Below are 25651 nucleotides of genomic sequence, written 5' to 3'. Positions count from 1 at the left end.
ATTCCAATACAGGGTAACATCATGAAATTACGTAGGAAGCGTGTAAAACCTATCGGGCTGGATGACGTCACCATTATTGATGACGCCCGCTTACGCAAGGCTATTACTGCGGCATCGCTGGGTAATGCGATGGAGTGGTTCGATTTTGGTGTCTATGGCTTCGTTGCCTATGCGCTGGGTAAAGTCTTTTTCCCTGATGCATCTCCGGGCGTGCAGATGATCGCAGCGCTGGGTACTTTTTCTGTTCCGTTCCTGATCCGTCCGCTGGGTGGTCTGTTCTTCGGCATGCTGGGCGATAAGTATGGCCGCCAGAAAATTCTCTCTATCACCATTGTTATTATGTCGATCAGTACCTTTTGTATCGGCCTGATCCCCTCCTACGCCTCAATTGGCATCTGGGCACCGATTCTGCTGCTGCTGGCCAAAATGGCCCAGGGCTTTTCAGTCGGTGGTGAGTATACCGGGGCATCGATTTTTGTTGCAGAGTACTCCCCGGACCGTAAACGCGGCTTTATGGGCAGCTGGCTCGACTTCGGCTCTATCGCCGGTTTCGTGCTGGGTGCAGGCGTTGTGGTGCTGCTCTCGACCATCATCGGCGAAGCTAACTTCCTTGAGTGGGGCTGGCGCGTGCCGTTCTTCCTGGCGCTGCCGCTGGGCCTGATTGGCCTCTATCTGCGCCATGCGCTGGAAGAGACCCCGGCTTTCCAGCAGCACGTTGATGGTCTGGAGCAGGGTGACCGTGACGGCCTGCGCGATGGCCCGAAAGTGTCGTTCAAAGAGATCGCCACCAAACACTGGAAAAGCCTGCTGGCCTGTATCGGTCTGGTGCTTGCCACCAACGTGACCTACTACATGCTGCTGACCTACATGCCGAGCTACCTGTCGCACAACCTGCACTACTCGGAAGATCATGGGGTGCTGATTATCATCGCCATTATGATGGGTATGCTGTTTGTACAGCCGATCATGGGCATGCTGAGCGACCGCTTCGGTCGTCGTCCGTTTGTTATCCTCGGCAGTATTGCGCTGTTCTTCTGTGCGATCCCGGCGTTTACGCTGATTAACAGTAACGTGCTGGGCCTGATTTTTGCCGGCCTGCTGCTGCTGGCGGTGATCCTCAACGCCTTTACCGGCGTGATGGCCTCGTCGCTGCCGGCGATGTTCCCGACGCATATTCGCTATAGCGCACTGGCCAGCGCATTCAACATTTCGATTCTGGTTGCTGGTCTGACGCCGACCGTGACTGCCTGGGCAGTAGAAGCCAGCAACAACCTCTATATGCCTGCCTACTATCTGATGGTGGTTGCTGTCGTGGGTCTGATCACTGGTCTCTATATGAAAGAGACGGCGAACAAACCGCTGCGTGGCGCCACGCCTGCGGCATCTGACCTGGATGAAGCCCGTGAGATCCTGCAGGAGCATCACGACAATATTGAACAGAAGATTGAAGATATTGATGCCGAGATCGCACGCCTTGAGGCTAAACGCCGCAACCTGGTCGATCAGCATCCGGTTATTAAAGAGTAATATTCACCCGTCCCGCCGCCCGGCGGGACTTTTTTATCTCCCGTCTCCGCCTCTCAGCAGCACACATTCTTCATTACCCGACGTGAAAAAGAGTAAACTGTAGTCACTATTTTCATCCAAATAAGTTGTGTGAACATGTCTGAATTTAATCTGATCCAGCGCCCGAGAAGGCTGCGTAAAAGCGCCTCTATGCGCGCAATGTTCCAGGAATCTGGCCTTAGCATCAACGATCTGGCGCTGCCGATCTTTGTTGAAGAAGAAGTGGATGACTATGTGCCGATTAACGCTATGCCAGGCGTAATGCGTATTCCGGAAAAACGTCTTGCGTATGAAATTGAGCGTATTGCCAAAGCGGGTATCCGCTCGGTAATGACCTTCGGTATTTCGCACCATACCGACGCCACCGGCAGCGATGCGTGGCAGGAGAATGGTCTGGTCGCGCGTATGGCGCGTATCTGCAAAGATACCGTGCCGGAGATGATCGTGATGTCCGACACCTGCTTCTGTGAATACACCAGCCACGGCCACTGCGGTGTGCTGTGCGATCACGGCGTGGATAATGACCAGACGCTGATCAATCTGGGCAGGCAGGCGGTAGTAGCCGCGCAGGCAGGCGCTGACTTCATCGCCCCTTCAGCGGCAATGGATGGTCAGGTTAAGGCGATTCGTCAGGCGCTGGATGGGGCGGGCTTTACGGATACGGCCATTATGTCCTACTCCACTAAGTTTGCCTCTTCGTTTTACGGTCCGTTCCGTGAGGCCGCTGGCACGGCGCTGAAAGGCGATCGCAAGACCTATCAGATGAACCCGATGAACCGGCGTGAAGCCATCCGCGAATCCCTGCTGGATGAAGCCGAAGGAGCGGATTCACTGATGGTTAAACCTGCCGGCGCCTATCTCGACATTCTGCGCGATATTCGCGAACGCACCACGCTGCCGCTGGCTGCCTATCAGGTGAGCGGTGAATATGCGATGATCAAGTTTGCCGCGCAGGCGGGTGCAATTGACGAGCGTAATGTCGTGCTGGAAAGCCTGGGTGCCATTAAGCGCGCCGGCGCCGACCTGATATTCAGCTACTTTGCGCTGGATCTCGCCGAGCAGAAACTGCTCTGATAAGCACTCTTCAGCCTGGCGGTCGCTATCGCCGGGCTGCTGATTTACACAATAATCGTGAGCACGCGAACCGCCTTTTCTGATCGAAAATTAAATAAATAACGCTGCTTTTATTCGGTTATTTCCAGAAATAACGGTAAAGCATTTATATAAAAACAAGACCATTCTTGATATGGAAACACATCAGTTAAAATAAGAAAAATAATTTAGCACACCGCTCTTTTATGCCGTTTAATTAACCTTCATAGTGACGAGTGAAGGGAAAATATCGGCATGAAGCAGAAATATAATCAGCAGGTTATCGCCATAATAAAAGAGTGGATCACTAATAATCTGGAGCAGCGCCTGAGCATCGACGATATTGCACAGAAATCAGGATATTCGAAATGGTATCTGCAGAAATTATTTGCCCGCTATTATAGTGAAACGCTGGCGCGCTATATTCGCCGGAAAAAACTGACACACTGTATTGCCGATCTTAAATACAGCGACACGCCAATTATTCGCCTGGCGCTAAAATATCATTTTGAAAGCCAGCAGTCGCTGACCCGTTCGTTTAAGCAGACGCTGGGCTGCACGCCGCTGCAGTGCCGCAGGCGCAGGTTGAGTCACGAAGCGGAAGCGCATATCCGCAACAGTGACGACCCCTGTGCAATTTGCCGGCGTATGGAGGGTAAACCGGGCTCTCCGGATGAAGACCCGCTGTGATCGGCCGGCGACACGCTTCGCGCCGGCCGCAGAGAAGCGCAATTGCTGTTATGCCACTGGCTTACCCGGCAGCATCACGGCTGACATGATCTGCCGGCAGCGCAGCGCCTCCTGACGCGCCTGCTGCTGCTGCGGCAAGGCCAGATCCTGCCACACCTGCTGCAGATGTGTTGCCAGGCCGGGCTGGAAGCGGATTTTCTGCAGCGCGTAATCAGAGTTACTACCTTCAATAATCTGCTGCATCGCCTGCGGGCTGTTATCGCGCCCGTCATGGGTCAGCGTACAGAATACGGCAATATAATAAGCTTTATCTTCATCATCATAATGTGGCATCAGCCACCATACGGCTGCGCTCAGCAAAATCAGCACCGGCAGCAGAAATTTCATTTTTAACATAGTGTCACAGGATCGGCGGAGTAAAAAACCTGGCGATAATAGCAGATTAGCGGCCCGGCTACCCGCCCGCGTGACCCATCCGCGCCGGTTTCTGCGGATTCTCTTAAAGTTGTTGTTTTGCGGTTTATTGATTGAGCAACTTCCCGCCCTTTGTTAATTTTAAAACTTCATTTCGCGCCGCTCAGGGTGCATTCAGGACGTTGCCACAGGGCCAGTTTTTTTGCCTGCATTAAAACTGCGATAGCTGACGGCCTGCGACAGGAAAAAGCATGAACAAAAATAACGTTAAAACCCATCTGGTCTCGCTGGGTCTGCGGGCAGAGAAGATGCTGACGCGGCGTAAACAGCTGGCCAGCTATAATCCGCGCGATGAGCAGGATATCGATATGTGCAGCCAGCCCGCCACCGGCACGCCGATCCCGCAGCAGATCTGGATGTACTGGGAGAGCGAAACGCTGCCCGCTGAAGTGCAGATTTTTGTGGATAAAATTGTCCGGGAAAACCCGGGTTACCAGATGACGGTGGTTAACAATCGCAATCTCGCGCACTATCTGCCGGATCTGCAGTTTACGCATCCCGATATGCGTCCGTCGCACAAAAGCGATGTTATCCGCCTGGAGCTGCTTTACCGCTATGGCGGCATCTGGATGGATGCCACCATTATCCTCAACCGTACGCTGGATGCGCTGCTGGCCGTTAACGCCGACCCGCGTTATGACCTGATTGCGTTTTATCGTGCCGGTTCAACGCACGATATGGCTTATCCGGTAATTGAGTCGTGGTTCCTTGCGGCCCCGGCGAACAATGCCTTTATTGGCCGCTGGCTGCACTATTTCCGCCCGATTGTAACGCTGGGAGCGGAAGCTTTCTTCCGGCAGCTGCTGGCGCAGCCTGACTATGACACCCTGGTGCAGGGCATTACGCCCCCCGATTATCTGGTGGTCTATCTGGCGCAGCAGCAGGCGCTGCGCGAAAGCAATCATTACAATCTTTATCTGCGCAAGTGCGAAGCCAGCGCGCTGCTTTATCAAAGCCTGAGCGAGTGGCGTCCGGTGCGGCTGAGCCGCATGCTGATGGTCGATCGTCTGCCGGAGGTGCTGCCGCCGTTAACCAAACTCACCGGCTTTGACCGCAAATATCTCGCCACCAACCTGAAATATGGCGTGGTCAACCGCGACAGCCTGCTGGGACAGCTGCTGCTGAGCCGCCGGTAATGCTCAGAGCGCCTGGGCGCAGGCCCAGGCGGAACTCCACGCCCACTGGAAATTGTAGCCCCCCAGCCAGCCGGTCACGTCCGCAACCTCACCAATGAAATAGAGGCCCGGCACATCGCGCGCTTCCATGGTTTTTGAAGAGAGCTGGGTGGTATCAACGCCCCCCAGCGTGACCTCTGCAGTGCGATAACCTTCGGTGCCGTTTGGCTGTACCCGCCATTGATGCAGCAACTGCGCCAGCTCAGCCTGCTGTTTGCTGTTGAGCTGCTTCAGGGTGACATCCGGGATCTGGTTCATCGCCTGCAGCACTTCCACCAGCCGCTTCGGCAGTATCTTCGCCAGGCTGTTTTTCAGGCTGAGATTAGGATGCGCGCTGCGCTGCTCATCAAGGTAGTCGGTCAGCGCCAGCGCCGGCAGCAGGTTGACGCTGATAAACTCGCCTGGCTGCCAGTAGCTGGAGATCTGCAGCACTGCCGGACCAGAGAGACCGCGATGGGTAAACAGCATCGCTTCCTTAAACAGCGTGCCATCCTGCGCTTCGATGGTAGCCGGCAGCGCAACGCCCGACAGGGTGCTGAGCTGCTCCAGCAGCGGCTTATGCAGCGTAAACGGCACCAGCCCGGCGCGGGTCGGGTAGACGCGCAGACCAAACTGCTCCGCCACTTTGTAACCAAACGGCGACGCGCCCAGTCCCGGCATCGACAGCCCGCCGCTGGCGATCACCAGTTTCTCTGCCCATACCTCTGCGCCATTAAGCTGCAGCCGGTATCCCCCGTTATCACGCTCCGTGCTCAGCACTTCGCTGCGCAGCCGCAGCGTCACCGCACCCGCTTCACACTCTTTCAGCAGCATATCGACAATCTGCTGCGCGGAGTCATCGCAGAACAGCTGACCCAGCGTTTTTTCATGCCATGCGATGCCGTGCCGGCTGACCAGATCGATAAAATCCCACTGGGTGTAACGCGCCAGCGCAGATTTGCAGAAGTGCGGGTTGTGCGACAGGTAGGCCGCCGGCTCGGTATACAGATTGGTAAAGTTGCAGCGGCCGCCGCCTGACATCAGAATCTTACGGCCCGCTTTTTTGCCGTTATCCAGCAGCAGTACGCGGCGCCCGCGCTGTCCCGCCTGCGCTGCACAGAACATCCCGGCAGCACCTGCCCCTATTACGATAACGTCAAACTTTTCCACTGCGATGTCCACCCGATTACGAAAGGCGCTGATTGTAGTGATCTGCGGCTTTTTACGCCACCTTCAAAAAAATGCCGTAAATATGTCATAATGTAACTGTTTCATTTTTCGGCTCTTTTACCTTGTTTTGTCCTCTGAGTTACCAATTTAAGACAAAAAAAGGCTATATTTCTCTTTCCCATACAGTGCGTTGTCGCAGATAATGCGCCGCGTTCATGTCCTCCAAAATGGCGTAACGTTTATGCTACATCTGTTTGCTGGTCTTGACCTGAGTACCGGCCTGTTATTGGTTCTTGCCCTGCTGTTTGTATTGTTTTATGAGGCAATCAACGGCTTCCACGATACCGCCAACGCGGTCGCTACCGTTATCTACACCCGTGCGATGCGGGCGCAGCTGGCAGTGGTGATGGCAGGTGTGTTCAACTTTTTTGGCGTGCTGCTCGGCGGTCTGAGCGTGGCCTACGCCATCGTACATATGCTTCCTACCGACCTGCTCCTGAATGTCGGTTCGGCGCACGGCCTCGCCATGGTCTTTTCCATGCTGCTGGCTGCCATTATCTGGAACCTCGGCACCTGGTATCTGGGCCTGCCGGCCTCCAGCTCCCATACGCTGATTGGCGCCATTATCGGTATTGGTCTCACCAATGCGCTGATGACCGGCACCTCTGTAGTGGATGCGCTCAATCTGCCAAAAGTGATCAATATCTTCCTGTCGCTGATCCTGTCACCGATTATCGGATTGATCATCGCCGGCGGCCTGATTTTCCTGCTGCGCCGCTACTGGAGCAGTACGAAGAAACGCGCGCGTATTCATATGACTCCCGCTGACCGTGAAAAGATCGATGGCAAGAAAAAGCCGCCGTTCTGGACGCGCATCGCGCTGATTGTTTCGGCCATCGGTGTCAGCTATTCACACGGCGCTAACGACGGACAGAAAGGCATTGGTCTGATCATGCTGGTGCTGATTGGCGTGGCTCCGGCGGGTTTTGTCGTGAATATGAACGCTTCCGGTTATGACATCACCCGCACGCGCGATGCCGTTAACCATCTGGAGCAGTATTACCGCCAGCATGGCGATTCGCTGACGCACATTGTGCAGATGGCACCGCCTGCGCTGCCGACGCCGGAAGAAGTGCCGAGCGGCCCGCAGGAGTTTCACTGTGACAGCGCCCGTGCGCTGCAGGCTATCGGCCGGGCTCAGGGCCTGCTGAACAATCTGCAGAGCTACGATCAGCTCTCTGTCGATCAGCGCAGCCAGATGCGTCGTCTGCTGCTGTGCATCTCTGACACTGCGGATAAGGCGGCCAAGCTGCCGGAAACCAGTGCGGACGACAAGCGCTTCCTCAGTAAGCTGAAGGGCGATCTGCTTGGCACCATTGAGTATGCCCCGGTCTGGATTATCGTGGCCGTAGCGCTGGCGCTGGGTATCGGCACCATGATTGGCTGGCGTCGTGTGGCGACCACCATCGGTGAAAAAATCGGTAAGAAAGGCATGACCTATGCGCAGGGTATGTCAGCGCAGGTGACCGCCGCCGTATCGATTGGCGTGGCAAGCTATACCGGTATGCCGGTTTCAACCACGCATATCCTCTCCTCCTCTGTGGCCGGCACCATGCTGGTTGACGGCGGCGGACTGCAGAGTCGCACCATCAAAAATATCGCCATGGCGTGGATCTTCACGCTGCCGGTCTGTATTTTGCTCTCAGGCGGACTCTACTGGATTGCGTTGCATCTGATCTGATACCGCACTATTCCGGCAAAAGGGCGACAGCAGTGTCGCCCTTTTTTATTGCCTGCGCGCGGGATAACGGCGTGCTTTACTGCCAGATTGCCATCGCCACCAGGCTCACCACGACCAGAAAACAGAGCCCGCTGGTCAGTACAAACTGACTGCGCACCCGCTCACAGCGGCGGATAAACTCATCATCATGATGGTCAAGATAGCGCTTTAGCCAGATATAGCGCACCAGCCGCACCTGTTTACCCGGCTGGCCGTGAGAAGTAAAAAAGCCGGCACCGTCAACATACTGGTACAACAGCGGATCGCAGCCGCGCAATACGTAGAGCAGCGCACGCAGGGATGAGAAGTAGCGCGCCATATTCACCAGACAAACCACACAAAGAGCCCAAAAAAGCGCGATAGTGCTGATCATATTTCCCCCTTCTGGCTGGTACCGCAATGACGTGATATGCAGCGGGGAAGTGCTGCAGACGTCCTGTGGAAAATAAGCCAGCCATCGATAAGCAGATTGGCATTGTTGTTTTACAGGTCTGCGCCTCGCCACAAGAGAAAAGTGGCACGCAATTTCAGTGTAGAATATCTGCTCAAATTTTTTCCAGCGGCGCGCTTCGTCAATATATGCATAACCCGCTGCTCTGCGGATCGTCATCACGCTCAGGCGCAGCGGTGCAGCATTTGCCGGTGACACTGGCTATACTCAGCAGATAACAACAGATCCTGCAGTTTCACTGAGTCACCGGCGCTTCATCGCCGCTTCGCGCTAAGGAAAACGCCCGCCGTGGTTTGCGGGAGGGTAGCCCCCCAGAATATTGAGAAAGGAGTTTTATCATGGCCTATAAACATATCCTGATTGCAGTCGATCTCTCTCCGGAAAGCCAGCTGCTGGTGGATAAAGCAGTCTCGCTGGCGCGCCCTTATGATGCCAAAATCTCACTGATCCACGTTGACGTTAACTATTCCGATCTCTATACCGGCCTGATTGACGTAAATCTCGGCGATATGCAGAAACGTATTTCCGAGGAGACGCACAGCGCCCTGAAAGCCCTCTCCGTCAGCGCAGGCTATCCGGTTGGCGAAACGCTGAGCGGCAGCGGCGATCTGGGCCAGGTGCTGGTGGATGCTATCCGGAAATATGATGTGGATCTGGTGGTCTGCGGACATCACCAGGATTTCTGGAGCAAGCTGATGTCATCCGCGCGTCAGCTGATCAACACCGTGCATATCGATATGCTGATTGTGCCGCTGCGCGACGCAGAAGAAGAATAAAAAAAACAGGCCGGGATAACCGGCCTGTTTTGTGTCTGACGCCCAGCTCTGCCGCTTCAGGTTAGCGGCGGATAGATATCAAAGCGGTGACTTTTGGTTACCACGGCAGACTGTGTTACCACGCCTGCCAGCAGCGGTGCGTAATCAGGACGCTTGACCACAATACGCTTCTTCGCCAGACGCCGGGCCGGCTCCAGCAGCGCATCCGCATCCTCATCTGCTCCCACCAGCGACTGAAATACGCGCATCTCTTTTTTGACCATCGCACTTTTCTGCCGGTGCGGATACATGGGGTCGAGATAGACCACATCCGGCGCGGGCGTGATATCGCTCAGCGCCTGCTGACTCGCCACGTGCAGCAGCGTCAGCCGCTCGCGCAGCCAGCCACCGATTTCGCTGTCGGCGTAGCCACGCTGCAGGCCATCCTCAAGCAGCGCGGCGACTACCGGATGACGCTCCAGCATCCGCACCCGGCATCCCAGCGCAGCAAGCACAAACGCATCGCGTCCGAGACCGGCCGTTGCGTCAACCACATCCGGCAGATAGCCGCCTTTGATGCCCACGGCTTTGGCCACCGCTTCGCCGCGTCCGCCGCCAAATTTACGCCGGTGTGCCATGGCACCGGAGACAAAATCGACGAAAATACCGCCCAGCTTAGGCTCATCGCGCTTGCGCAGCTCAAGATGCGCAGACGTGAGCACCAGCGCCAGCGGCGCGGTCTCATCCTGCTCCAGACCCCAGCGCGTTGCCAGCTGTGATAAGGCGCCGTTTCCGGCGCCTGTTTCATCCACTAAACCAATTTTCACAAGCCGGTTTATCCCTGGATCCCGTAGCTCTTCAGCATGGCATCCAGCTGCGGCTCGCGGCCGCGGAAGCGTTTGAACAGCTCCATTGGCTCTTCAGCACCGCCGCGCGTCAGGATATTGTCAAGGAAAGCCTGGCCGGTTTCGCGATTGAAAATGCCCTCATCGCTGAGGCGCGCCCACGCATCTGCTGCCAGCACATCAGCCCATAAATAGCTATAGTAGCCGGCGGCATATCCGCCTGCGAAGATATGGCTGAACGCATGCGGGAAACGTCCCCACTGCGGCGCCTCCACAACGGCAACCTGTTTCTTAACAGCATGCAGGGTGTCCATAACCTTCGGTCCCTGCTCCGGATCAAAACCGGTATGAAGCCGCAGATCGAACAGTCCGAACTCAAGCTGGCGCAGGATAAACATCGCCGCATGGTAATTCTTCGCCTTCAGCATTTTTTCCAGCAGTTCGTCCGGCAGGGATGCACCGGTTTCGTAATGGCCAGAGATGAAATCCAGCGCATCCGGTTCCCAGCACCAGTTTTCCATAAACTGGCTCGGCAGTTCGACCGCATCCCACGGTACGCCGTTGATGCCCGATATTCCCGGAACCTCAACCTGCGTCAGCATATGATGCAGGCCATGGCCAAACTCATGGAACAGCGTGATCACTTCGTCATGCGTAAACAGGGCAGGCTTGCCCGCCAGCGGCTGGCTGAAATTACAGGTCAGATAGGCGATAGGCTTCTGCAGGCTGCCGTCCGATTTGCGCATTTTATCAACGCAATTATCCATCCAGGCCCCACCGCGCTTATGCTCGCGCGCGTAGAGATCCAGATAGAAACTGCCGCGCAGTTCACCGCTTTCATCAAACAGGTCGAAAAAGCGGACATCATGATGGTAGATCTCAACGCCCTTGCGCTCTTTAACGTTGATGCCGTAGATACGTTTTACGACTTCAAACAGGCCTTTTAACACGCGGGCTTCCGGGAAATAGGGACGCAGCTGTTCATCACTGATCGCGAAGAGATGCTGCTTCTGCTTTTCACTAAAATAGGTGATATCCCAGGGCTGCATGTTATCAACCCCGTAGACCTCTTTAGCGAACTCACGCAGCTGCGCCAGCTCCTGCTCAGCCTGCGGACGGGCGCGTTTTGCCAAATCGCCCAGGAAGTCGATGACCTGAGACGGGCTGTCGGCCATTTTGGTTACCAGCGACTTATCCGCGTAGGAGTCGTAGCCAAGCAGCTGAGCCAGCTCGTGGCGCAGCGCCAGCTGCTCTTCCATTATCGGGCCATTGTCCCATTTGCCTGCGTTGGGTCCCTGATCGGAAGCGCGTGTAGCGTACGCGCGGTACATCTCTTCACGCAGGGCGGCGTTGTCGCAATAGGTGATAACCGGCAGATAGCTCGGGATATCCAGCGTCAGCAGCCAGCCTTCCTGCTTGCGCAGCTTAGCCTGCGCCTCGGCGGCGGCAAGCGCATCTTCAGGTATGCCCGCCAGCTCCGCTTTATCGGTGACAAGTTTGGTCCAGCCCATGGTCGCATCCAGCACATTGTTGCTGTAGGCTGAGCCCAGCTCTGACAGGCGCGCCATAATTTTGCCATAGCGCCGCTGTTTGTCTCTTTCCAGCCCGATACCTGACAGCTCGAAATCACGCAGGCTGTTATCAATAGCGCGCTGCTGCTCCGGGCTGAGTGCAGCAAAGCCTTCACTTTGCTTCAGGCTGCGATACGCCTTGTAGAGGCCCTCATGCTGTCCAACCCAGGTAGAATATTCAGAAAGCAGCGGCAGCACTTTGTCGAAGGCGTCGCGCAGATCGGGGTTATTTTTTACTGCATTCAGATGGCTGACAGGTGAAAATACGCGACTCAGACGATCGTCTGCTTCTGCAATAGGCTGAACCAGGCTCTCCCAGGTATAAGGCGCTCCCCGCGTTACCGCACGATCTACCGTATCACGGCACTCTTCAAGAACCTGAGTCACGGCAGGCACCACATGCTCGGGTTTAATGGCAGTAAAAGGGGGCAGGGTAAAAGGGGTAAGTAATGGGTTAGTCATAAGCGCGATCCTTTCATCATGGAATTATGGGCGCGAATACTCGCGCTAAGCAATTTTACTAAAATGCGGGCGCCGGACATTAAAATCAATGCCGTAAAATGGAATAGAAGTAGGAAAAAACGCTCAAAATTGCATTTCCAGGCGCGATCTGGCAGCAAATCAAGCGTGAGTTTGAATCGTCCCATCACTATTTTGCCATGCCCTTCCCGCTTTCCCGCGGCTGGCCCGATGCGTACTGCGCTGACGCCGCGCCGGGGCAGAAGCCGCAAAAGCCCAGCAATTTCTGTACGGTCCGGCTATAATCGCGCCATATCCAATCGTCAACTCCTTTGATCCAACTGCGGACCCCCATCTTTTATGCTGAGTTATCGCCACAGTTTTCACGCCGGCAACCACGCCGACGTGCTGAAACACACCGTTGAAAGCCTGATCCTCACCGCACTCATGGAGAAGGATAAACCCTTTCTCTATCTGGATACGCACGCGGGTGCCGGACGCTACCAGCTGAGCGGCGCGCACGCCGAGCGTACAGGTGAATATCTGGAAGGCATCGCCCGCATCTGGCAGCAGCCTGACGCGCCAGCGCTGCTGAAACCCTATCTGAACGCGGTGCGTAACCTGAATCCCGGTGGCACCCTGCGCTACTATCCAGGTTCACCGCTGATCGCCCGTTACCTGCTGCGCGAAGAGGATAAGCTGCAGCTGACCGAACTGCACCCCAGCGACTATCCGCTGCTACGCACCGAGTTCAGCAAAGATGCGCGCGCGCGCGTGGAACGCGGCGATGGCTATCAGCAGCTGAAGGCAAAACTGCCACCGCCGGCGCGGCGCGGCCTGATCCTGATCGATCCCCCTTATGAGATGAAAAGCGACTACCAGGATGTGGTGAAAGGGATTCAGGAAGGCTATAAGCGCTTTGCTACCGGTATCTATGCGCTCTGGTATCCGGTGGTAATGCGCCAGCAAATCAAACATATGCTCCGCGATCTGGAAGCTACCGGTATCCGCAATATTCTGCAGATTGAGCTGGCGGTGCGCCCGGACAGCGATCAGCGCGGCATGACCGCCTCCGGCATGATCGTCATTAACCCGCCGTGGAAACTCAAAGCGCAGATGGAAGAGCTGCTGCCGTGGCTGCATAAAACGCTGGTGCCCGCCGGCACCGGGCACTATAGCGTGACGCAGGTAGTACCCGAGTAACCGCCCGGCGCGTTAAATCTCCATAACAGCAAAGTCGTGTGCCAGCTCGGTTGCCGCAAACACCGACTGGCACTCCGCCAGCAGCTTTTCCCGATCCGCAGAGAGATAGCGCGAGCTGAAGTGCGTCGCGATCATGCGCTTAACGCCCGCCTGCTGCGCGACGGCCGCCGCCTGCACCGTCGTTGAGTGACCGCGCCCGTTGGCTTTCTCCGCCATTGCTGCCTCAAGCGTGGTTTCATGCACCATGACATCAGCATTGGCCGCCAGCGCCAGCGCGACCTCAGTCGGCGCAGTATCGCCAAATATTGCCAGCACCTTACCTGGCGTCGCGGGCCCCAGATAGTCTGCGCCGTTGATTTCGCGCCCATCCTCCAGCCGGATAACTTTTCCCTGCTTTAGATCCTGATACCAGGGGCCGCGCGGCACGCCCTCTGCTTTCAGCCGCGCGGCATCCAGAAATCCGGGCTTATCATGCTGCTCAATGCGGTAGCCGTAGCACTCTACCACGTGATTCATCGGATAGGCGGTCACCCGGAACTCACCGTTATCCAGCACCAGACCCGCCTCAATCTCCACGATTTCCAGCGGATAAGTGGTCCATGAGCTGCTCAGGCTCAGCGCGTTTTCCACAAACGCCTTCAACCCCTTCGGTCCGTAGAGCGTCAGCGGATCGAGCATGCCCGCCATCGAGCGGCTGGTAAGCAGGCCCGGCAGACCAAAGATGTGATCGCCATGCAGGTGCGTAATGAAGATCTTCTCCAGTTTGCCGGGGCGAAGCGCCGAGCGCATAAACTGATGCTGCGTCGCCTCTCCGCAGTCAAACAGCCAGGTGTCGCCACGCTTCGAGAGCGTCAGGGCGATCGCGCTGACATTGCGCTGTAAACTGGGCGCGCCCGCGCCGGTGCCTAAAAAAGTCAGATGCATAATAGCCTTACCTGTAAGCGAAACCTGGATTTCACTCTATCATAATCATAGGCGGAACCTTTGCGCCGCTCCGCCAGGTAGCGGTAAACTTTACGCCATATTTTCTCAACAGACGGAAACAACGGATGACCAGACATTTTGACTACCTCGCTATCGGCGGCGGCAGCGGCGGCATCGCCTCCATTAATCGTGCAGCCATGCACGGCCAGACGTGTGCGCTGATCGAAGCGAAAGAGCTGGGTGGCACCTGCGTTAACGTCGGTTGCGTGCCCAAAAAAGTGATGTGGCATGCGGCACAGATCGCCGAAGCCATTCATCTGTATGGACCCGATTACGGCTTTGATACTACGGTGAACCGCTTTGACTGGGCTACGCTGGCCAGGAACCGCAGCGCCTATATCGATCGTATTCACGCCTCCTATGACAATGTGTTGGGCAAAAACAAGGTCGAAGTCATCAAAGGCTTTGCCCGCTTTGTAGATGCGCACACGGTAGAAGTAAATGGTGAAACGATCACCGCCGATCATATTCTGATCGCCACCGGCGGACGCCCGGTTCGCCCTGCTGTGCCGGGAGCAGAATATGGTATCGATTCTGACGGTTTCTTTGAGCTGGAATCTCTGCCGCAGCGCGTGGCCGTAGTGGGTGCAGGCTATATCGCCGTTGAGCTGGCAGGCGTGGTCAACGCGCTGGGCGCGGAAACGCATCTGTTCGTACGTAAACACGCTCCGCTGCGCAGTTTCGATCCGCTCCTGAGCGAAACGCTGGTAGAGGTGATGCAGGCGGAAGGCCCACAGCTGCATACTGAAGCGACGCCTAAAGCCGTAGTTAAAAATGCTGACGGCAGCCTGACGCTGCAGCTGGAAAATGGCAGCGAACAGACGGTGGATTGCCTGGTCTGGGCAGTGGGTCGCGAACCGGAGACCGATAATCTCAATCTTGACGTCACCGGCGTTAAGCTCGATGAGAAAGGTTATATCCGCGTCGATAAATTTCAGAATACCAGCGTCGCAGGCATTTATGCGGTAGGGGATAACACCGGTGCCGTTGAGCTGACGCCGGTGGCGGTAGCGGCAGGCCGTCGTCTCTCTGAGCGTCTGTTTAACAACAAACCGGATGAGCATCTCGACTACAGCAATATTCCGACAGTGGTGTTCAGCCATCCGCCGATTGGCACGGTGGGCCTGACCGAACCGCAGGCGCGCGAGCAGTATGGTGATGACCAGGTGAAAGTCTATAAATCCTCTTTTACCGCCATGTATACCGCGGTCACGCAGCATCGCCAGCCGTGTCGTATGAAGCTGGTCTGCGTTGGCCCGGAAGAGAAGATTGTCGGTATTCACGGCATCGGCAGCGGCATGGATGAGATGCTGCAGGGCTTTGCCGTGGCGCTGAAGATGGGTGCCACGAAAAAAGATTTCGACAATACCGTGGCGATTCACCCCACCGCAGCGGAAGAGTTTGTGACGATGCGTTAACAAAAAGGCGCCCGGACGGGCGCCTTTTTTGATCGCCGTAGCGGGTTACCAGGAGAGGGTAATTTTGCCAAAGTGGCTGGCGCCCTGCTGATGGCGGAACGCCGCCGGCAGATCGCCAAGCGCCGTAAAATGCTCACCAATTACCGGCCGCACCGCAATCTGCTCCAGCGCACGCACAAACTCCTGCTGCTGCCGGCGGTGGCCTACAATCAGCCCCTGGATCCGCGCCTGCTTCGCCATTAACAGCGAAGTCGGGATCACACCTTCATGGCCGGTCAGCACGCCAATCAGCGCGATATGTCCGCCGATGCGCACCGCTTTGATCGACTCTGCCATAGTGCCCGGCCCGCCCAGCTCAATCACCACGTCCGCACCGATTCCCTCCGTCAGCTGCTGTACTTCGCTGCCCCATCCGGGCGTGGTGCGGTAGTTAATACCGGCATCGGCGCCCAGCTCGCGCGCGCGCGCCAGCTTCTCATCAGAGGAGGAGGTGACAATCACCCGCGCGCCCATCGCTTTAGCGATCTGCAGTGCGGTAATGGAGACACCGCCGGTGCCGAGCGTAACGATGGTATCGCCCGCCTTGATCTGCGCATCGCCCACCAGCGCCCGCCACGCCGTCAGCCCGGAGGTGGTGATAGTGGCCGCTTCAGCATGGCTCCAGCCGCGCGGTGCCAGGGTAAAGTGATGCGCCGGGCGCACCACGGTTTCCGCGGCAAAGCCCTGCGCGCCATCCCCCGGCGTGCGGGTAAAGTCGCCCACGCGGGCGTAAGGCAGGCCATCCTGCCACTGCGGAAAAAAGCAGGACACCACGTGGTCGCCGGGGCGGAATTCGCTGACGCGGCTGCCCACCTCTTCCACGACGCCGGCGCCGTCCGCCATCATAATGCGCCCCGCTTCGGTCGGGATCGATCCGTCGGCGACCAGCAGATCGTGATAATTAAGTGAGGTGGCGTGGATACGGACGCGGATCTCGTCAGCGGCGGGCTTGCCGGGGTCGGGCAGATCCACCAGCTGCAGATTATCCAGGCCGCCGGGCTGGTTAAGAATCATCGCTTTCATTCGCTTTTCTCCTGTCAGAACACAATAACGCGTTATCGGTTACTGAGTGTGGCAGTGCAGCAGCATTCCCGCCTGGTAGGGTGTGCGGCAGGGGCGCCGCAGCGATCAGCTCAGTTTGTCGAGCCAGCGCACATACGCCTGGTCCCAGAGCGCAGCAGGCGTGCCCGCTTTACCCAGGCCAAATCCGTGCCCGCCGCTGCTGAGCTCAATCAGCTCAACCGGTACGCGCATGCGCCGGCAGACGTCGCGCATCAGTTCCGTGTTGTAAGGATTAGAGGTGCGATCGTCCTCTGCCTGGGCGAGAAACGTCGGCGGATAGGCGCGGGTCACATAGTTTTGCACGGACCAGTTCGCCGCCTGGGTCGCGGTGGCGTGCGCGCCCACCATCATCAGGCGGGTCTGCGTATGCTGAAACGGCGCTTCCAGCGTAATCACCGGATAGATAAGCCCCACACTGCTGGCCGAAGGCACGATCTCATCCAGCGCGTCCTGCTGCGGATAAGTGCGAAAGTCAGGTCGTGCGGCGGCCATGCCCAGCAGATGGCCGCCGGCCGAAAAGCCGAGCAGGTGCACTTTCGACTCCATCGCGCGCACCATGCGAATGGCGCGCTGTGCATCCTGCAGCGGTGCCAGGTTACCCGCCTGCCACTTTTCACCGGGCAGGCGATAGCTCAGCACATAGGCGGTATAGCCATTGGCATTCAGCCAGCGCGCCACCGGCCACGCCTCCCGGCCCATGCCGATAAAGCGATAGCCACCGCCCGCGGCAATCAGTACCGCCTCGCCGTTGGGGTTTTCCGGACGAAAGCGCTGGATAGCGGGTGAAACGATATTGGTCCATGAGCCTTTGGTATTGACCCTTAACAGGCCCGACGGACCACCCCCACCCGGCGGCTCATCCGGCCAGAGCGGAATGATGTCGTCACGGGCAAACAGCTTGCCGGTGGTCATCGCGAGAACGGTTGCCCCGCTCGCCTGTAAAAAACGACGACGTGTCATCATGTTGCGTGCCAGCCACTCTCAGAAAACACCCGGCCACGGGTCAGATTATTGGTGTGACGAAAGTCTGATTTCTATCCGGCGATAATGTACGCATTCCGCACCAAAAAGCCATAAAAAAACGCGCCATAAAAGGCGCGTAAAACGTGATGGCTGCCGCTGCGGCACATACCGCAAAGCGGCGGCTTAATCCTGCTGCTGAAACTGCGTCATGACGGTCTGCTCGCACTGCTGCTGATCGTGACGCAGCTTACCGCGCTCCTCTTCACCGAGTTCCAGCCAGCCATTAATCACTTCCTGCGCGATCTCTTCATCAAATTCAGTCTTGTTCATCGCAGAAGGTGACTGACTGGCGGCCATTTGCGCTTTCAGCTTCGCGGTATAGCTCTCCATGTCACCGGTTTTCTGTTCACTGCTGACCAGATGGCAGAGCTGGCCGGCGTAAATATTTTCCTGCGCATCCGCATCTGCCGCCAGCGCGCTGGCGGAAAGGGTTAAGCCCGTCAGGGCAATCAATAAGCGTTTCATAAAGGCTCCTGTTGTTTCCGGAAACTCAGGTTTCATCCTGTTGCGTGCGTGCCGCCTGGCGGGCAGCACGCCAGTTTAAAAGCGGTGTCACCGTGATACCGTGCAGCACCACGCTGCATACTACAATGGTCAGGGCCATATCCACCATCTGCTGCGCTTCTGCGCCCTGCAGGCCGTGCACCCAGGCAAAAGCGATATAGTTGATACTGCCAATTCCGCGAATGCCGAGCCAGCCAATCAGCAGCCGGCGCGCGCGCGGCATTTCACAGCGCCAGGTGGTGAGCCAGACCGCCAGCGGCCGCACCACGACAAACAGCAGCAGCGCCAGACCAATGCCCATCGGATTCCAGTGGTGCGCCAGCGTAATGCCCAGCACAACCATCAGCGCGGCGGCCAGCAGGCGCTCTACCGTATCGCCAAATGAGAGCGCATCGCCAATAACCAGACCCACGGACTTAACCATACCGCCGCCGCTCTGCCGCACGCGCTGGTTAGGATTCACCATGACTTCGGCCGGCAGATGTCGTTTCTCCTCCGGCAGATCTTCCAGCGGAAAGCAGCGCGTGACGCGCAGTTCAGCGCGCCGCAGGCCGACGCCTGCGGCAAAGGTTGCCAGAAAGCCGGAGGCATCCAGCGCCTGCGAGGCAGCATAGCTGAACGCAATAAGCGCCAGCGCAAGAAAATCGTTTGGCGCCACATCGTCGTGCGCGCTGCGCAGTCGCGCTGCGAGCTGGCCGATAACGCGCCCCAGCAGATAGCCAATTGCAATACCCCCGCCAATAGACCAGAGCACATCCAGCGTTGCCCACTCCCCCAGACTGGCGAGATCAAAGCCTTCCGGGCGCATCAGCAGCAGCGCCAGGATCAGCAGCGGCAGCGCCGAGCCATCGTTCATCCCCGCCTCGCTGGAGAGCGCAACGCGCAGCGCATCATCATCGCGCGCATCGTTGACTGAAATCAGGCTGGCCAGCACCGGATCGGTTGGCGCAACGATGGCACCAAACGCCAGTGATAGCGGCCAGTTAAAGCCAGTGATCCAGTGCACCAGGCACGCCATGCCGCCTACCGTCAGCAGCATTGCCGGAAACGCCAGCCGCAGTCCGACCCGCCATGCGTGCGCTTTCAGCGGCAGGCGCAGCTTAAGACCGGTGATAAACAGCGACGCGGCCATAGTGATTTCAGTGATATGCGCCACCAGCTCAGAGTGGCCAACAATATCGATACGCAGCAGATCCAGCACCCAGGGACCGCAGATAATCCCGGCGATAAGATAGAGGCCAAATGAGGTCACTGGTCCGCGATGGATCCAGCCGGAGGCCAGTGACATGATCAGTAACAGACCGCCGACAACGGCGGTCCAGGCAAGAAAATTCATAACGCTTCGCTTTTCAAAAACATAACTCCCTTAAGCCTGGCACAGGATTGAAGATTAGTGTCTGAGATGCGCACTGCTCAGACGCACCAGCAGCGCCAGCAGCGCCGCCGCCGTTGCCAGCGTGACCACGCCGTTCCAGCCAAAATGCGCCAGCGCCAGGCTGCCGAGGGCCGCGCCGGCGGCCATGCCGACAAATATCACGGTAAACATCAGGGCATTCAGGCGGCTGCGCGCCTCAGGTGCCAGGCTGTAGACCAGCGTCTGATGCGCCACCAGCGTCGCCTGCACCCCCAGATCAAACCCCACCGTACTCAGGATAATCACGCCCGGCTGCGCCGGCAGCGGCAGCAGCGGCAGCAGAAACATCAGCGCGAACGACACCATCACCAGCGCAGAGCCATACTGTGTCACCCGCGCCGGACCGATGCGATCGGCTACGCCGCCGGCCAGAGGGGCAGCCAGCGCCCCTGCCGCGCCCGCCAGGCCAAACGCACCCGCAATGGCACTGTCGAAATGAAAGCGCTCGCTCAGCATCAGCGCCAGCGTTGACCAGAAGGCGCTGAATCCCACGGATAGCAGTCCCTGTGCCAGCGCGGCGCGGCGCAGCGTCTGATGCTGACGCCACAGCTGCGCCAGCGACAGCAGCAGGCGCGGATAGCTGACGGTGGTACCGGGAGTGAAGCGCGGCAGCACGCGCCAGAGCGCCAGCGTCATCAGCAGCATGGCACCCGCAGCGATAAAATAGAGCGTACGCCAGCCGGCATACTCCGCCACCAGGCCGCTTATCACGCGCGACAGCAGAATGCCCGCCAGCAGCCCGGTCATTACCACGCCAACCGTCTTGCCCCGGCGATGCTCCGGGGCCAGCACGGCAGAGGCGGGCACAATATCCTGCGCCACGGTAGCGGTCAGCCCGGTGACAAAGCTGGCGATCAGCAGCGCGCCCATCCCGCCGGCAAAGCCACACAGCAGCAGCGAGGCCACCAGCAGTAGCCCCTTAATCAGAATAATGGTCCGCCGGTCGTGGCGATCGCCCAGCGGGGCCAGCAGCAGGATCCCCAGCGCATAGCCCGCCTGCGTCAGCATCGGCACCATACCGGTGCTGCTGATGCCGGTATTAAACGTTTTACTGATGATATCCAGCATGGGCTGACTGTAGTAGATAGAGGCGACGCTCAGGCCGGCACCGGCGGCAAGCGTAAACAGCAGCGGAGCGGGAAGCGTTTCTGCGCGGCGGGCAGATGACGATAAAACAGACATAGGCGGCTCTCCTGAAAAGTTACGCCTATTAAAGCGCGCGGCAGCCATACGCGGTAGAGTGTGACAAGACACAACCGTTATGCGTGGTACGTATGAACAACCTGACCAGCACCGATCGTATTGCCCTGATGCAGACCTTTATCCGTATCGTTGAGAGTGGATCCCTCTCCGCCGCCGCGCGGCAGCTTAATACCACTCAGCCTACCGTCAGTCGCCGGCTGCAGGCGCTGGAGCACTATCTCGGCCTGAAGCTGATACTGCGCACCACCCATGCGCTCAAGCTGACCGATGACGGGGAGCGCTGCTATACGCAGGCGCGCCAGCTGCTGGCAACGTGGTATGCGCTGGAGGATGAGCTGACCGGCTCGCATGACGAACCGGCGGGCACGCTGCGGGTGCGCGCACCGCACGCTTTCGGGCAGGATCAGCTGATTACGCCGCTGGTGGCCTGGCTGGAGCGCTATCCGCGTCTGAATGTAGAGTGGATGCTTAACGATCGCACGCCGGACTTTATCAGTGAAAACGTGGACTGTGCGATTCAGGTTGGTGCACCGGACGATCCGGGCATTGTCGCCGTGCTGCTGGCGGAAGTGCCGCGTATTGTGGTGGCGGCGCCGGCGCTGCTGGCCGCCCATCCGCCCGTGACGCAGGCAGAAGAACTGACACAGCTGCCGTGGCTGGCGCTGACCAGCTTTTATCGCAACGAGATTGCGCTGCAGCGCGTCAGCGATAGCGCAATGCTGAACCTGGCGATCGCGCCGCGGCTCGCCAGCGACAGCCTCTATGCGGTACGTAAGGCCGCGCTGGCCGGAATGGGCGCGGCGCTGGTTTCATCGTGGGTGGTACAGGACGATCTGGAGAGCGGCGCGCTGGTGCAGCTGCTGCCGGCGTGGCAGGCGCCGCCGCTGCCGGTCTGGCTGACCTATCCGTGGGCCAGCTACTATCCGGCAAGGCTGCGCCATTTTTTTACGCTGATTAAAATGGTCATGCCGCAGCTGCTGGGCACCCGCCCCCCGGCACGCTGAGCAGATCAGCCAGCGTGCTTTTTCTCCATTTTTGACATGTTATCCAGCCAGCCCATAACAAACGCGGAGAGCACAAAGGTCAGATGGATGATCACGTACCACATCAGCTTGTCATTGGCGACGTTGCGCGCATCCATAAAGATGCGCAGCAGATGGATAGAGGAGATCGCCACAATGGAGGCGGCGACTTTATTCTTAAGCGAGCCGGAGTCCATTTTTCCCAGCCAGCTCAGCTTCTCTTTGTGTTCGGCGATATCGAGTTTCGAGACAAAGTTTTCATAGCCGGAGAGCATCACCATCACCAGCAGCCCTCCGACCAGCGTCATGTCAACCAGCGACAGCAGCAGCAGGATCAGATCGTTTTCCGCAATGCTGAGAATGTTCGGCAGCAGATGGAAAATTTCCTGAAAAAATTTAACGGTCAGCGCCAGCAGGCCCAGCGAAAGTCCAATGTAAACCGGTGCCAGCAGCCAGCGGGATGAATACATCAGGTTTTCGGTAAAACGTTCCATAAGTTTCCATAAGTTAGCAGTGAAGCTGCCGAGTATACCCGAACTTGTGTGAAGTTATTTAAGTGCGGCCTCGGAAATTTCCGGCAGTGCCGGGAGAGGGAGCGACAGGCGAAACTCAGCGCCGCCGCTGGCACGGTTTTCCGCCCAGATGCGTCCGCGATGCGCTTCAGTGATGGTCTTGCTGATCGCCAGCCCCAGCCCGACCCCCGGTACGGCAGACTCTTTATCACCCCGGGCAAACTTTTCAAAAATCTGCGTCAGGCTGTCGCCCGCGATGCCCGGCCCGCTGTCCCAGACGCCAATCTCCAGCCTGCTGCCGTCGCGCCAGGCGCGAATACCGTGCTGCGCCGCGTTACCGGCATACTTCAGGCTGTTCTCAATCAGATTGGAAAATACCCGCTCCAGCATCGCGCTGTCGCCTTTAATCAATACCAGCTCGGACGGCAGCGCCAGCTCAAACGCGTGACCTTTAAGCATCGGCCCCATGCTACGCAGCGCGCCATCGATCACCTCATCCAGCGCCACCCACTCTTCGCGCAGCTGCAGGCCGCCGGACTGAATGCGCGCCATATCCAGCATATTGCTGACCAGACGAATCGTGCTCAGCGTCTGTTCACGGATCTGGCCGGCCTGCGCGACAAACGGCGACTGCGCATGCGCCAGATCGAGCATCAGCATCTCCGCCTGCCCAAACAGCACCGTCAGCGGCGTGCGTAAATCGTGTGACAGTGCCGATAGCAGCGCATTGCGCAGCTGCTCCCGCTCTGCTGCCAGGCGCGAGGCTGCCTCGCTCTGCGTCAGCGCCATGCGCTCCAGCGCGTTGGCGATCAGCACGGTAAACGTCTCCACCAGCCGCTGCTGCTCCGGGATCATTAGCTGGCGCAGATTCTCCGGCTCCACCACCAGCAGACCCCGGCACTGCTGGCCGCTCTTCAGCGGAACAATCTGGTAGGGCACGGCCGGCAGCGTATCGGTGCCGGCGCCGGCAGGCTGACCTTTGCTGTAGCTCCATTTTGCGATCCCGGCATCGGGCGGCGTGCCGCGTAAGTCCGGCCCGGTTGCCTGCAGCTCCCCCTGCTCATCGGGCAGCAGCAGCTGACTGCGCGCCTGTAGCGTCACCTCAATCACCCGCTGTGCGGTAGCGGCAATATCCTGCGGCGTCAGCGCACTGCCGAGCGATTTCGCCATTTCATAGAGGTAGCGGGCGCGCTGCTCGCGATAGCGCGCCACCCTGGCCTGGTAGCGCACCCCGGCGGTGAGATTCCCCACAATCACGCCGACCGCCAGCATCACGCCAAAGGTGACCAGATACTGCAGGTCAGAGACGGCGACGGTGCCGGTGGGCGCGACAAACATTAGATCAAACGCGACGATATTGATCACGGTGGCAAACACCGAGGGCCAGCGCCCGTAGCGCAGCGCCACCAGCACCACCGACAGCAGATAGATCATGACGGCGTTGGCGCTGTCAAATTCCGCAAGCAGGCCGCGTCCGATAAACGTCACCGCGAGACAGAGCAGCAGCGCCATGATGCAGCCGCGCAGCCGCAGCCGCCATTTATCGCTGCTGACCGGTTTGCTGCTGGCCGCATGCAGCACCGGACGCAGCGGCTCATCCAGCGCCACGACCAGCAGATCGAGATCCGGCCCCAGCTCGCCGAGACGCTGGGCGAAGCTGTCGCGGCGGAAGCGCCGGTGCGGCTGGCGTCCGGCGACAATTTTGCCCAGATTATGCTCACGTGCGTAGCGCAGCACCGCGCGTACTTCATCAGGATCGGCGAGCGTGGCCGTTTCCGCGCCCAGCTCCTGCGCCAGCTGCAGCGTCCGTAAGATCGCCCGTCGCTGCGCCTCCGGCAGACGATGCAGGCGCGGGGTTTCCACATAAACAGCGTGCCAGACGCTGCCGAGCCGCGCGGCCAGACGTGCGGCAGTTCGCACCAGCTTTTCACTGCCGGTATCATCACCAATACAGAGCAGAATCGCATCCCGCGTATGCCAGACGCGATCGCGTCCCTGCTGGTCACGCCAGGCGCGCATCTGATCGTCCACGCGATCGGCGGTGCGGCGCAGCGCCAGTTCACGCAGCGCAAACAGATTGCCTTTGCGGAAAAAGTTTTCAATCGCGCGCTCGGCCCGGTCGCCGACGTAGACTTTGCCCTCTTTCAGCCGCTGACGCAGATCGTCCGGCGGCAGGTCCACCAGCACCACCTCATCCGCGCTGTCAAAAAAGGGGTCGGGCACGGTTTCGCGCACCTGAATTCCGGTGATACCGGCCACTACGTCATTCAGGCTTTCGAGGTGCTGCACGTTAACCGTAGTGATGACATCAATGCCGGCATCAAGCAGCTCGTCAATATCCTGCCAGCGTTTGGGATGGCGCGCGCCCTGAACGTTGGTATGCGCCAGCTCATCCATCAGGATCACCGCCGGATGACGCGCCAGCGCCGCATCCAGATCGAACTCCGTATGGTGCGAGCGACCGGTGGCACGACGCGGCAGCAGCGTCAGGCCATGCAGCAGCGCGGCGGTTTCTGCGCGATTGTGGGTTTCCACGATACCGGCCAGCACATCCAGCCCCTGCGCGCGCAGCCGCTGCGCCTCCTGCAGCATCGCAAAGGTTTTACCCACGCCGGCACAGGCACCAAAATAGATTTTCAGCTTGCCGCGGTGGCTGTCGCTGTGGCTGAGCAGCAGCGCATCAGGGTCCGGACGGGGCTGTTCGTCATTCATGTCGTTCAAATAGTGAGTTCCGTACGATCGGTGAAACGGTCGCCATAAATGGCGTTACGCGGTGGTCCGCACATTGAAACGGTCGCCATAAATGGCGTTACGCCGTGTTCCGCGCATCGAAACGGTCGCCATAAATGGCGACCCTACAACGTAGGGGGCGCATTTATGCGCACCGGATGCACCTCATCCCTGCAAATCATCCAGCGCCATATTGAGCCGCAGCACGTGCATCAAAACGGTCGCCATACGTGGCGTTACGCTGTGATCCGCACATCAAAACGGCCGCCATACGTGGCGTTACGCGGTGATCCGCACATCCAAACGGTCGCCATAAATGGCGACCCTACGTTGTAGGGGGCGCATTTATGCGCACCAGATGCACCTCATCCCTGCAAATCATCCAGCGCTATATTGAGCCGCAGCACGCGCATCAAAACGGTCGCCATAAATGGCGACCCTACGTTGTAGGGGGCGCATTTATGCGCACCAGATGTGCCTCAGCCCTGCAAATTATCCAGCGCCATATTGAGCCGCAGCACGCGCATCAA

General features: G+C 58.3%; 23 protein-coding genes. 10 read left to right on the top strand and 13 right to left on the bottom strand.

The annotated features are described in order from the left end of the window. Window positions 1–21: 21 nt before the first annotated feature. The 3 genes from proP (at window position 22) to F3I15_RS14900 (ending at window position 3348) form a co-directional block, all read left to right on the top strand. Window positions 22–1527 (top strand): glycine betaine/L-proline transporter ProP, encoded by a 1506-nt coding sequence (gene proP, locus F3I15_RS14910; protein ID WP_150018450.1) that lies wholly within the window; start codon window positions 22–24, stop codon window positions 1525–1527. A gap of 135 nt (window positions 1528–1662) precedes the next feature. Next, the gene (gene hemB / locus F3I15_RS14905; RefSeq protein WP_150018449.1) at window positions 1663–2640 is read left to right on the top strand and encodes a porphobilinogen synthase; all 978 of its coding nucleotides are present in this window, start codon (window positions 1663–1665) and stop codon (window positions 2638–2640) included. Window positions 2641–2913: 273 nt separating this feature from the next. Further along, on the top strand, window positions 2914–3348 hold the full coding sequence (locus F3I15_RS14900; protein ID WP_150018448.1) for a helix-turn-helix domain-containing protein: 435 nt from the start codon (window positions 2914–2916) through the stop codon (window positions 3346–3348). A gap of 48 nt (window positions 3349–3396) precedes the next feature. Here the strand turns inward: F3I15_RS14900 and F3I15_RS14895 are convergent, their stop codons facing one another. Further along, entirely contained in the window at window positions 3397–3744 is a 348-nt protein-coding gene (locus tag F3I15_RS14895; protein ID WP_150018447.1) for a hypothetical protein, read from the bottom strand. A 269-nt stretch (window positions 3745–4013) separates the two neighbouring features. On the opposite strand from F3I15_RS14895, the gene F3I15_RS14890 reads away from it, so the two are divergent. After that, window positions 4014–4958 carry a glycosyltransferase family 32 protein gene (locus F3I15_RS14890; protein WP_150018446.1) on the top strand — a complete coding sequence of 315 codons (945 nt, stop codon included), beginning with the start codon at window positions 4014–4016 and terminating at the stop codon, window positions 4956–4958. Window positions 4959–4961: 3 nt separating this feature from the next. Here the strand turns inward: F3I15_RS14890 and F3I15_RS14885 are convergent, their stop codons facing one another. After that, window positions 4962–6146, bottom strand: a complete 1185-nt coding sequence (locus F3I15_RS14885) for an NAD(P)/FAD-dependent oxidoreductase (protein WP_150018445.1) — start codon at window positions 6144–6146, stop codon at window positions 4962–4964. 241 nt (window positions 6147–6387) lie between these two features. On the opposite strand from F3I15_RS14885, the gene pitA reads away from it, so the two are divergent. After that, entirely contained in the window at window positions 6388–7887 is a 1500-nt protein-coding gene (gene pitA / locus F3I15_RS14880; protein WP_150018444.1) for an inorganic phosphate transporter PitA, read from the top strand. Between the two features lie 76 nt (window positions 7888–7963). Here the strand turns inward: pitA and uspB are convergent, their stop codons facing one another. Further along, a complete protein-coding gene (uspB, locus tag F3I15_RS14875; protein ID WP_039381017.1) occupies window positions 7964–8299 on the bottom strand; it encodes a universal stress protein UspB in 336 nt (111 codons plus the stop codon). Between the two features lie 416 nt (window positions 8300–8715). Here uspB and uspA point away from each other — a divergent pair, with 416 nt between their 5' ends. Continuing rightward, the gene (gene uspA / locus F3I15_RS14870; RefSeq protein ID WP_039381019.1) at window positions 8716–9153 is read left to right on the top strand and encodes a universal stress protein UspA; all 438 of its coding nucleotides are present in this window, start codon (window positions 8716–8718) and stop codon (window positions 9151–9153) included. Between the two features lie 56 nt (window positions 9154–9209). Here uspA and rsmJ read toward each other — a convergent pair whose 3' ends face one another. Together rsmJ and prlC are read right to left on the bottom strand one after the other, a co-directional pair. Beyond that, entirely contained in the window at window positions 9210–9959 is a 750-nt protein-coding gene (rsmJ, locus tag F3I15_RS14865) for a 16S rRNA (guanine(1516)-N(2))-methyltransferase RsmJ (protein ID WP_150018443.1), read from the bottom strand. Window positions 9960–9967: 8 nt separating this feature from the next. Then, complete coding sequence (gene prlC, locus F3I15_RS14860) at window positions 9968–12010, bottom strand: oligopeptidase A (RefSeq protein ID WP_150018442.1); 2043 nt, start codon at window positions 12008–12010, stop codon at window positions 9968–9970. 357 nt (window positions 12011–12367) lie between these two features. Between prlC and F3I15_RS14855 the strand changes: the two genes are divergently transcribed. Further along, the gene (locus tag F3I15_RS14855) at window positions 12368–13210 is read left to right on the top strand and encodes a 23S rRNA (adenine(2030)-N(6))-methyltransferase RlmJ (RefSeq protein WP_150018441.1); all 843 of its coding nucleotides are present in this window, start codon (window positions 12368–12370) and stop codon (window positions 13208–13210) included. 12 nt (window positions 13211–13222) lie between these two features. On the opposite strand, the gene rnz is transcribed toward F3I15_RS14855, so the two are convergent. Next, a complete protein-coding gene (rnz, locus tag F3I15_RS14850) occupies window positions 13223–14134 on the bottom strand; it encodes a ribonuclease Z (protein ID WP_150018440.1) in 912 nt (303 codons plus the stop codon). Between the two features lie 125 nt (window positions 14135–14259). Here rnz and gorA point away from each other — a divergent pair, with 125 nt between their 5' ends. Next, the gene (gene gorA / locus F3I15_RS14845) at window positions 14260–15612 is read left to right on the top strand and encodes a glutathione-disulfide reductase (protein ID WP_150018439.1); all 1353 of its coding nucleotides are present in this window, start codon (window positions 14260–14262) and stop codon (window positions 15610–15612) included. A 45-nt stretch (window positions 15613–15657) separates the two neighbouring features. Here the strand turns inward: gorA and F3I15_RS14840 are convergent, their stop codons facing one another. From F3I15_RS14840 to F3I15_RS14820, 5 genes are all read right to left on the bottom strand, one after another. Next, window positions 15658–16674 carry an NAD(P)-dependent alcohol dehydrogenase gene (locus F3I15_RS14840; protein ID WP_150018438.1) on the bottom strand — a complete coding sequence of 339 codons (1017 nt, stop codon included), beginning with the start codon at window positions 16672–16674 and terminating at the stop codon, window positions 15658–15660. 105 nt (window positions 16675–16779) lie between these two features. Next, on the bottom strand, window positions 16780–17676 hold the full coding sequence (locus tag F3I15_RS14835) for an alpha/beta hydrolase (RefSeq protein ID WP_039381033.1): 897 nt from the start codon (window positions 17674–17676) through the stop codon (window positions 16780–16782). A 183-nt stretch (window positions 17677–17859) separates the two neighbouring features. Next, on the bottom strand, window positions 17860–18201 hold the full coding sequence (locus F3I15_RS14830) for a hypothetical protein (RefSeq protein WP_108570170.1): 342 nt from the start codon (window positions 18199–18201) through the stop codon (window positions 17860–17862). 25 nt (window positions 18202–18226) lie between these two features. Further along, window positions 18227–19576 (bottom strand): sodium:proton antiporter, encoded by a 1350-nt coding sequence (locus tag F3I15_RS14825; RefSeq protein ID WP_150018437.1) that lies wholly within the window; start codon window positions 19574–19576, stop codon window positions 18227–18229. A gap of 54 nt (window positions 19577–19630) precedes the next feature. Beyond that, window positions 19631–20836 (bottom strand): MFS transporter, encoded by a 1206-nt coding sequence (locus F3I15_RS14820; RefSeq protein WP_150018436.1) that lies wholly within the window; start codon window positions 20834–20836, stop codon window positions 19631–19633. Window positions 20837–20928: 92 nt separating this feature from the next. On the opposite strand from F3I15_RS14820, the gene F3I15_RS14815 reads away from it, so the two are divergent. Next, window positions 20929–21861, top strand: a complete 933-nt coding sequence (locus tag F3I15_RS14815; protein ID WP_150018435.1) for a LysR family transcriptional regulator — start codon at window positions 20929–20931, stop codon at window positions 21859–21861. 5 nt (window positions 21862–21866) lie between these two features. On the opposite strand, the gene F3I15_RS14810 is transcribed toward F3I15_RS14815, so the two are convergent. Next, window positions 21867–22373, bottom strand: a complete 507-nt coding sequence (locus F3I15_RS14810; RefSeq protein ID WP_039381043.1) for a TIGR00645 family protein — start codon at window positions 22371–22373, stop codon at window positions 21867–21869. A 54-nt stretch (window positions 22374–22427) separates the two neighbouring features. Next, a complete protein-coding gene (gene kdpD, locus F3I15_RS14805; protein WP_150018496.1) occupies window positions 22428–25103 on the bottom strand; it encodes a two-component system sensor histidine kinase KdpD in 2676 nt (891 codons plus the stop codon). A 365-nt stretch (window positions 25104–25468) separates the two neighbouring features. On the opposite strand from kdpD, the gene F3I15_RS18365 reads away from it, so the two are divergent. After that, window positions 25469–25651: hypothetical protein (locus F3I15_RS18365; protein WP_223810720.1), on the top strand; the 183-nt coding region annotated here is incomplete at its 3' end.

It is taken from the genome of Pantoea sp. M_9 (assembly GCF_008631385.1).
Classification (GTDB): domain Bacteria; phylum Pseudomonadota; class Gammaproteobacteria; order Enterobacterales; family Enterobacteriaceae; genus Pantoea; species Pantoea eucrina.
This window is presented reverse-complemented; position numbering and strand designations above follow the sequence as displayed.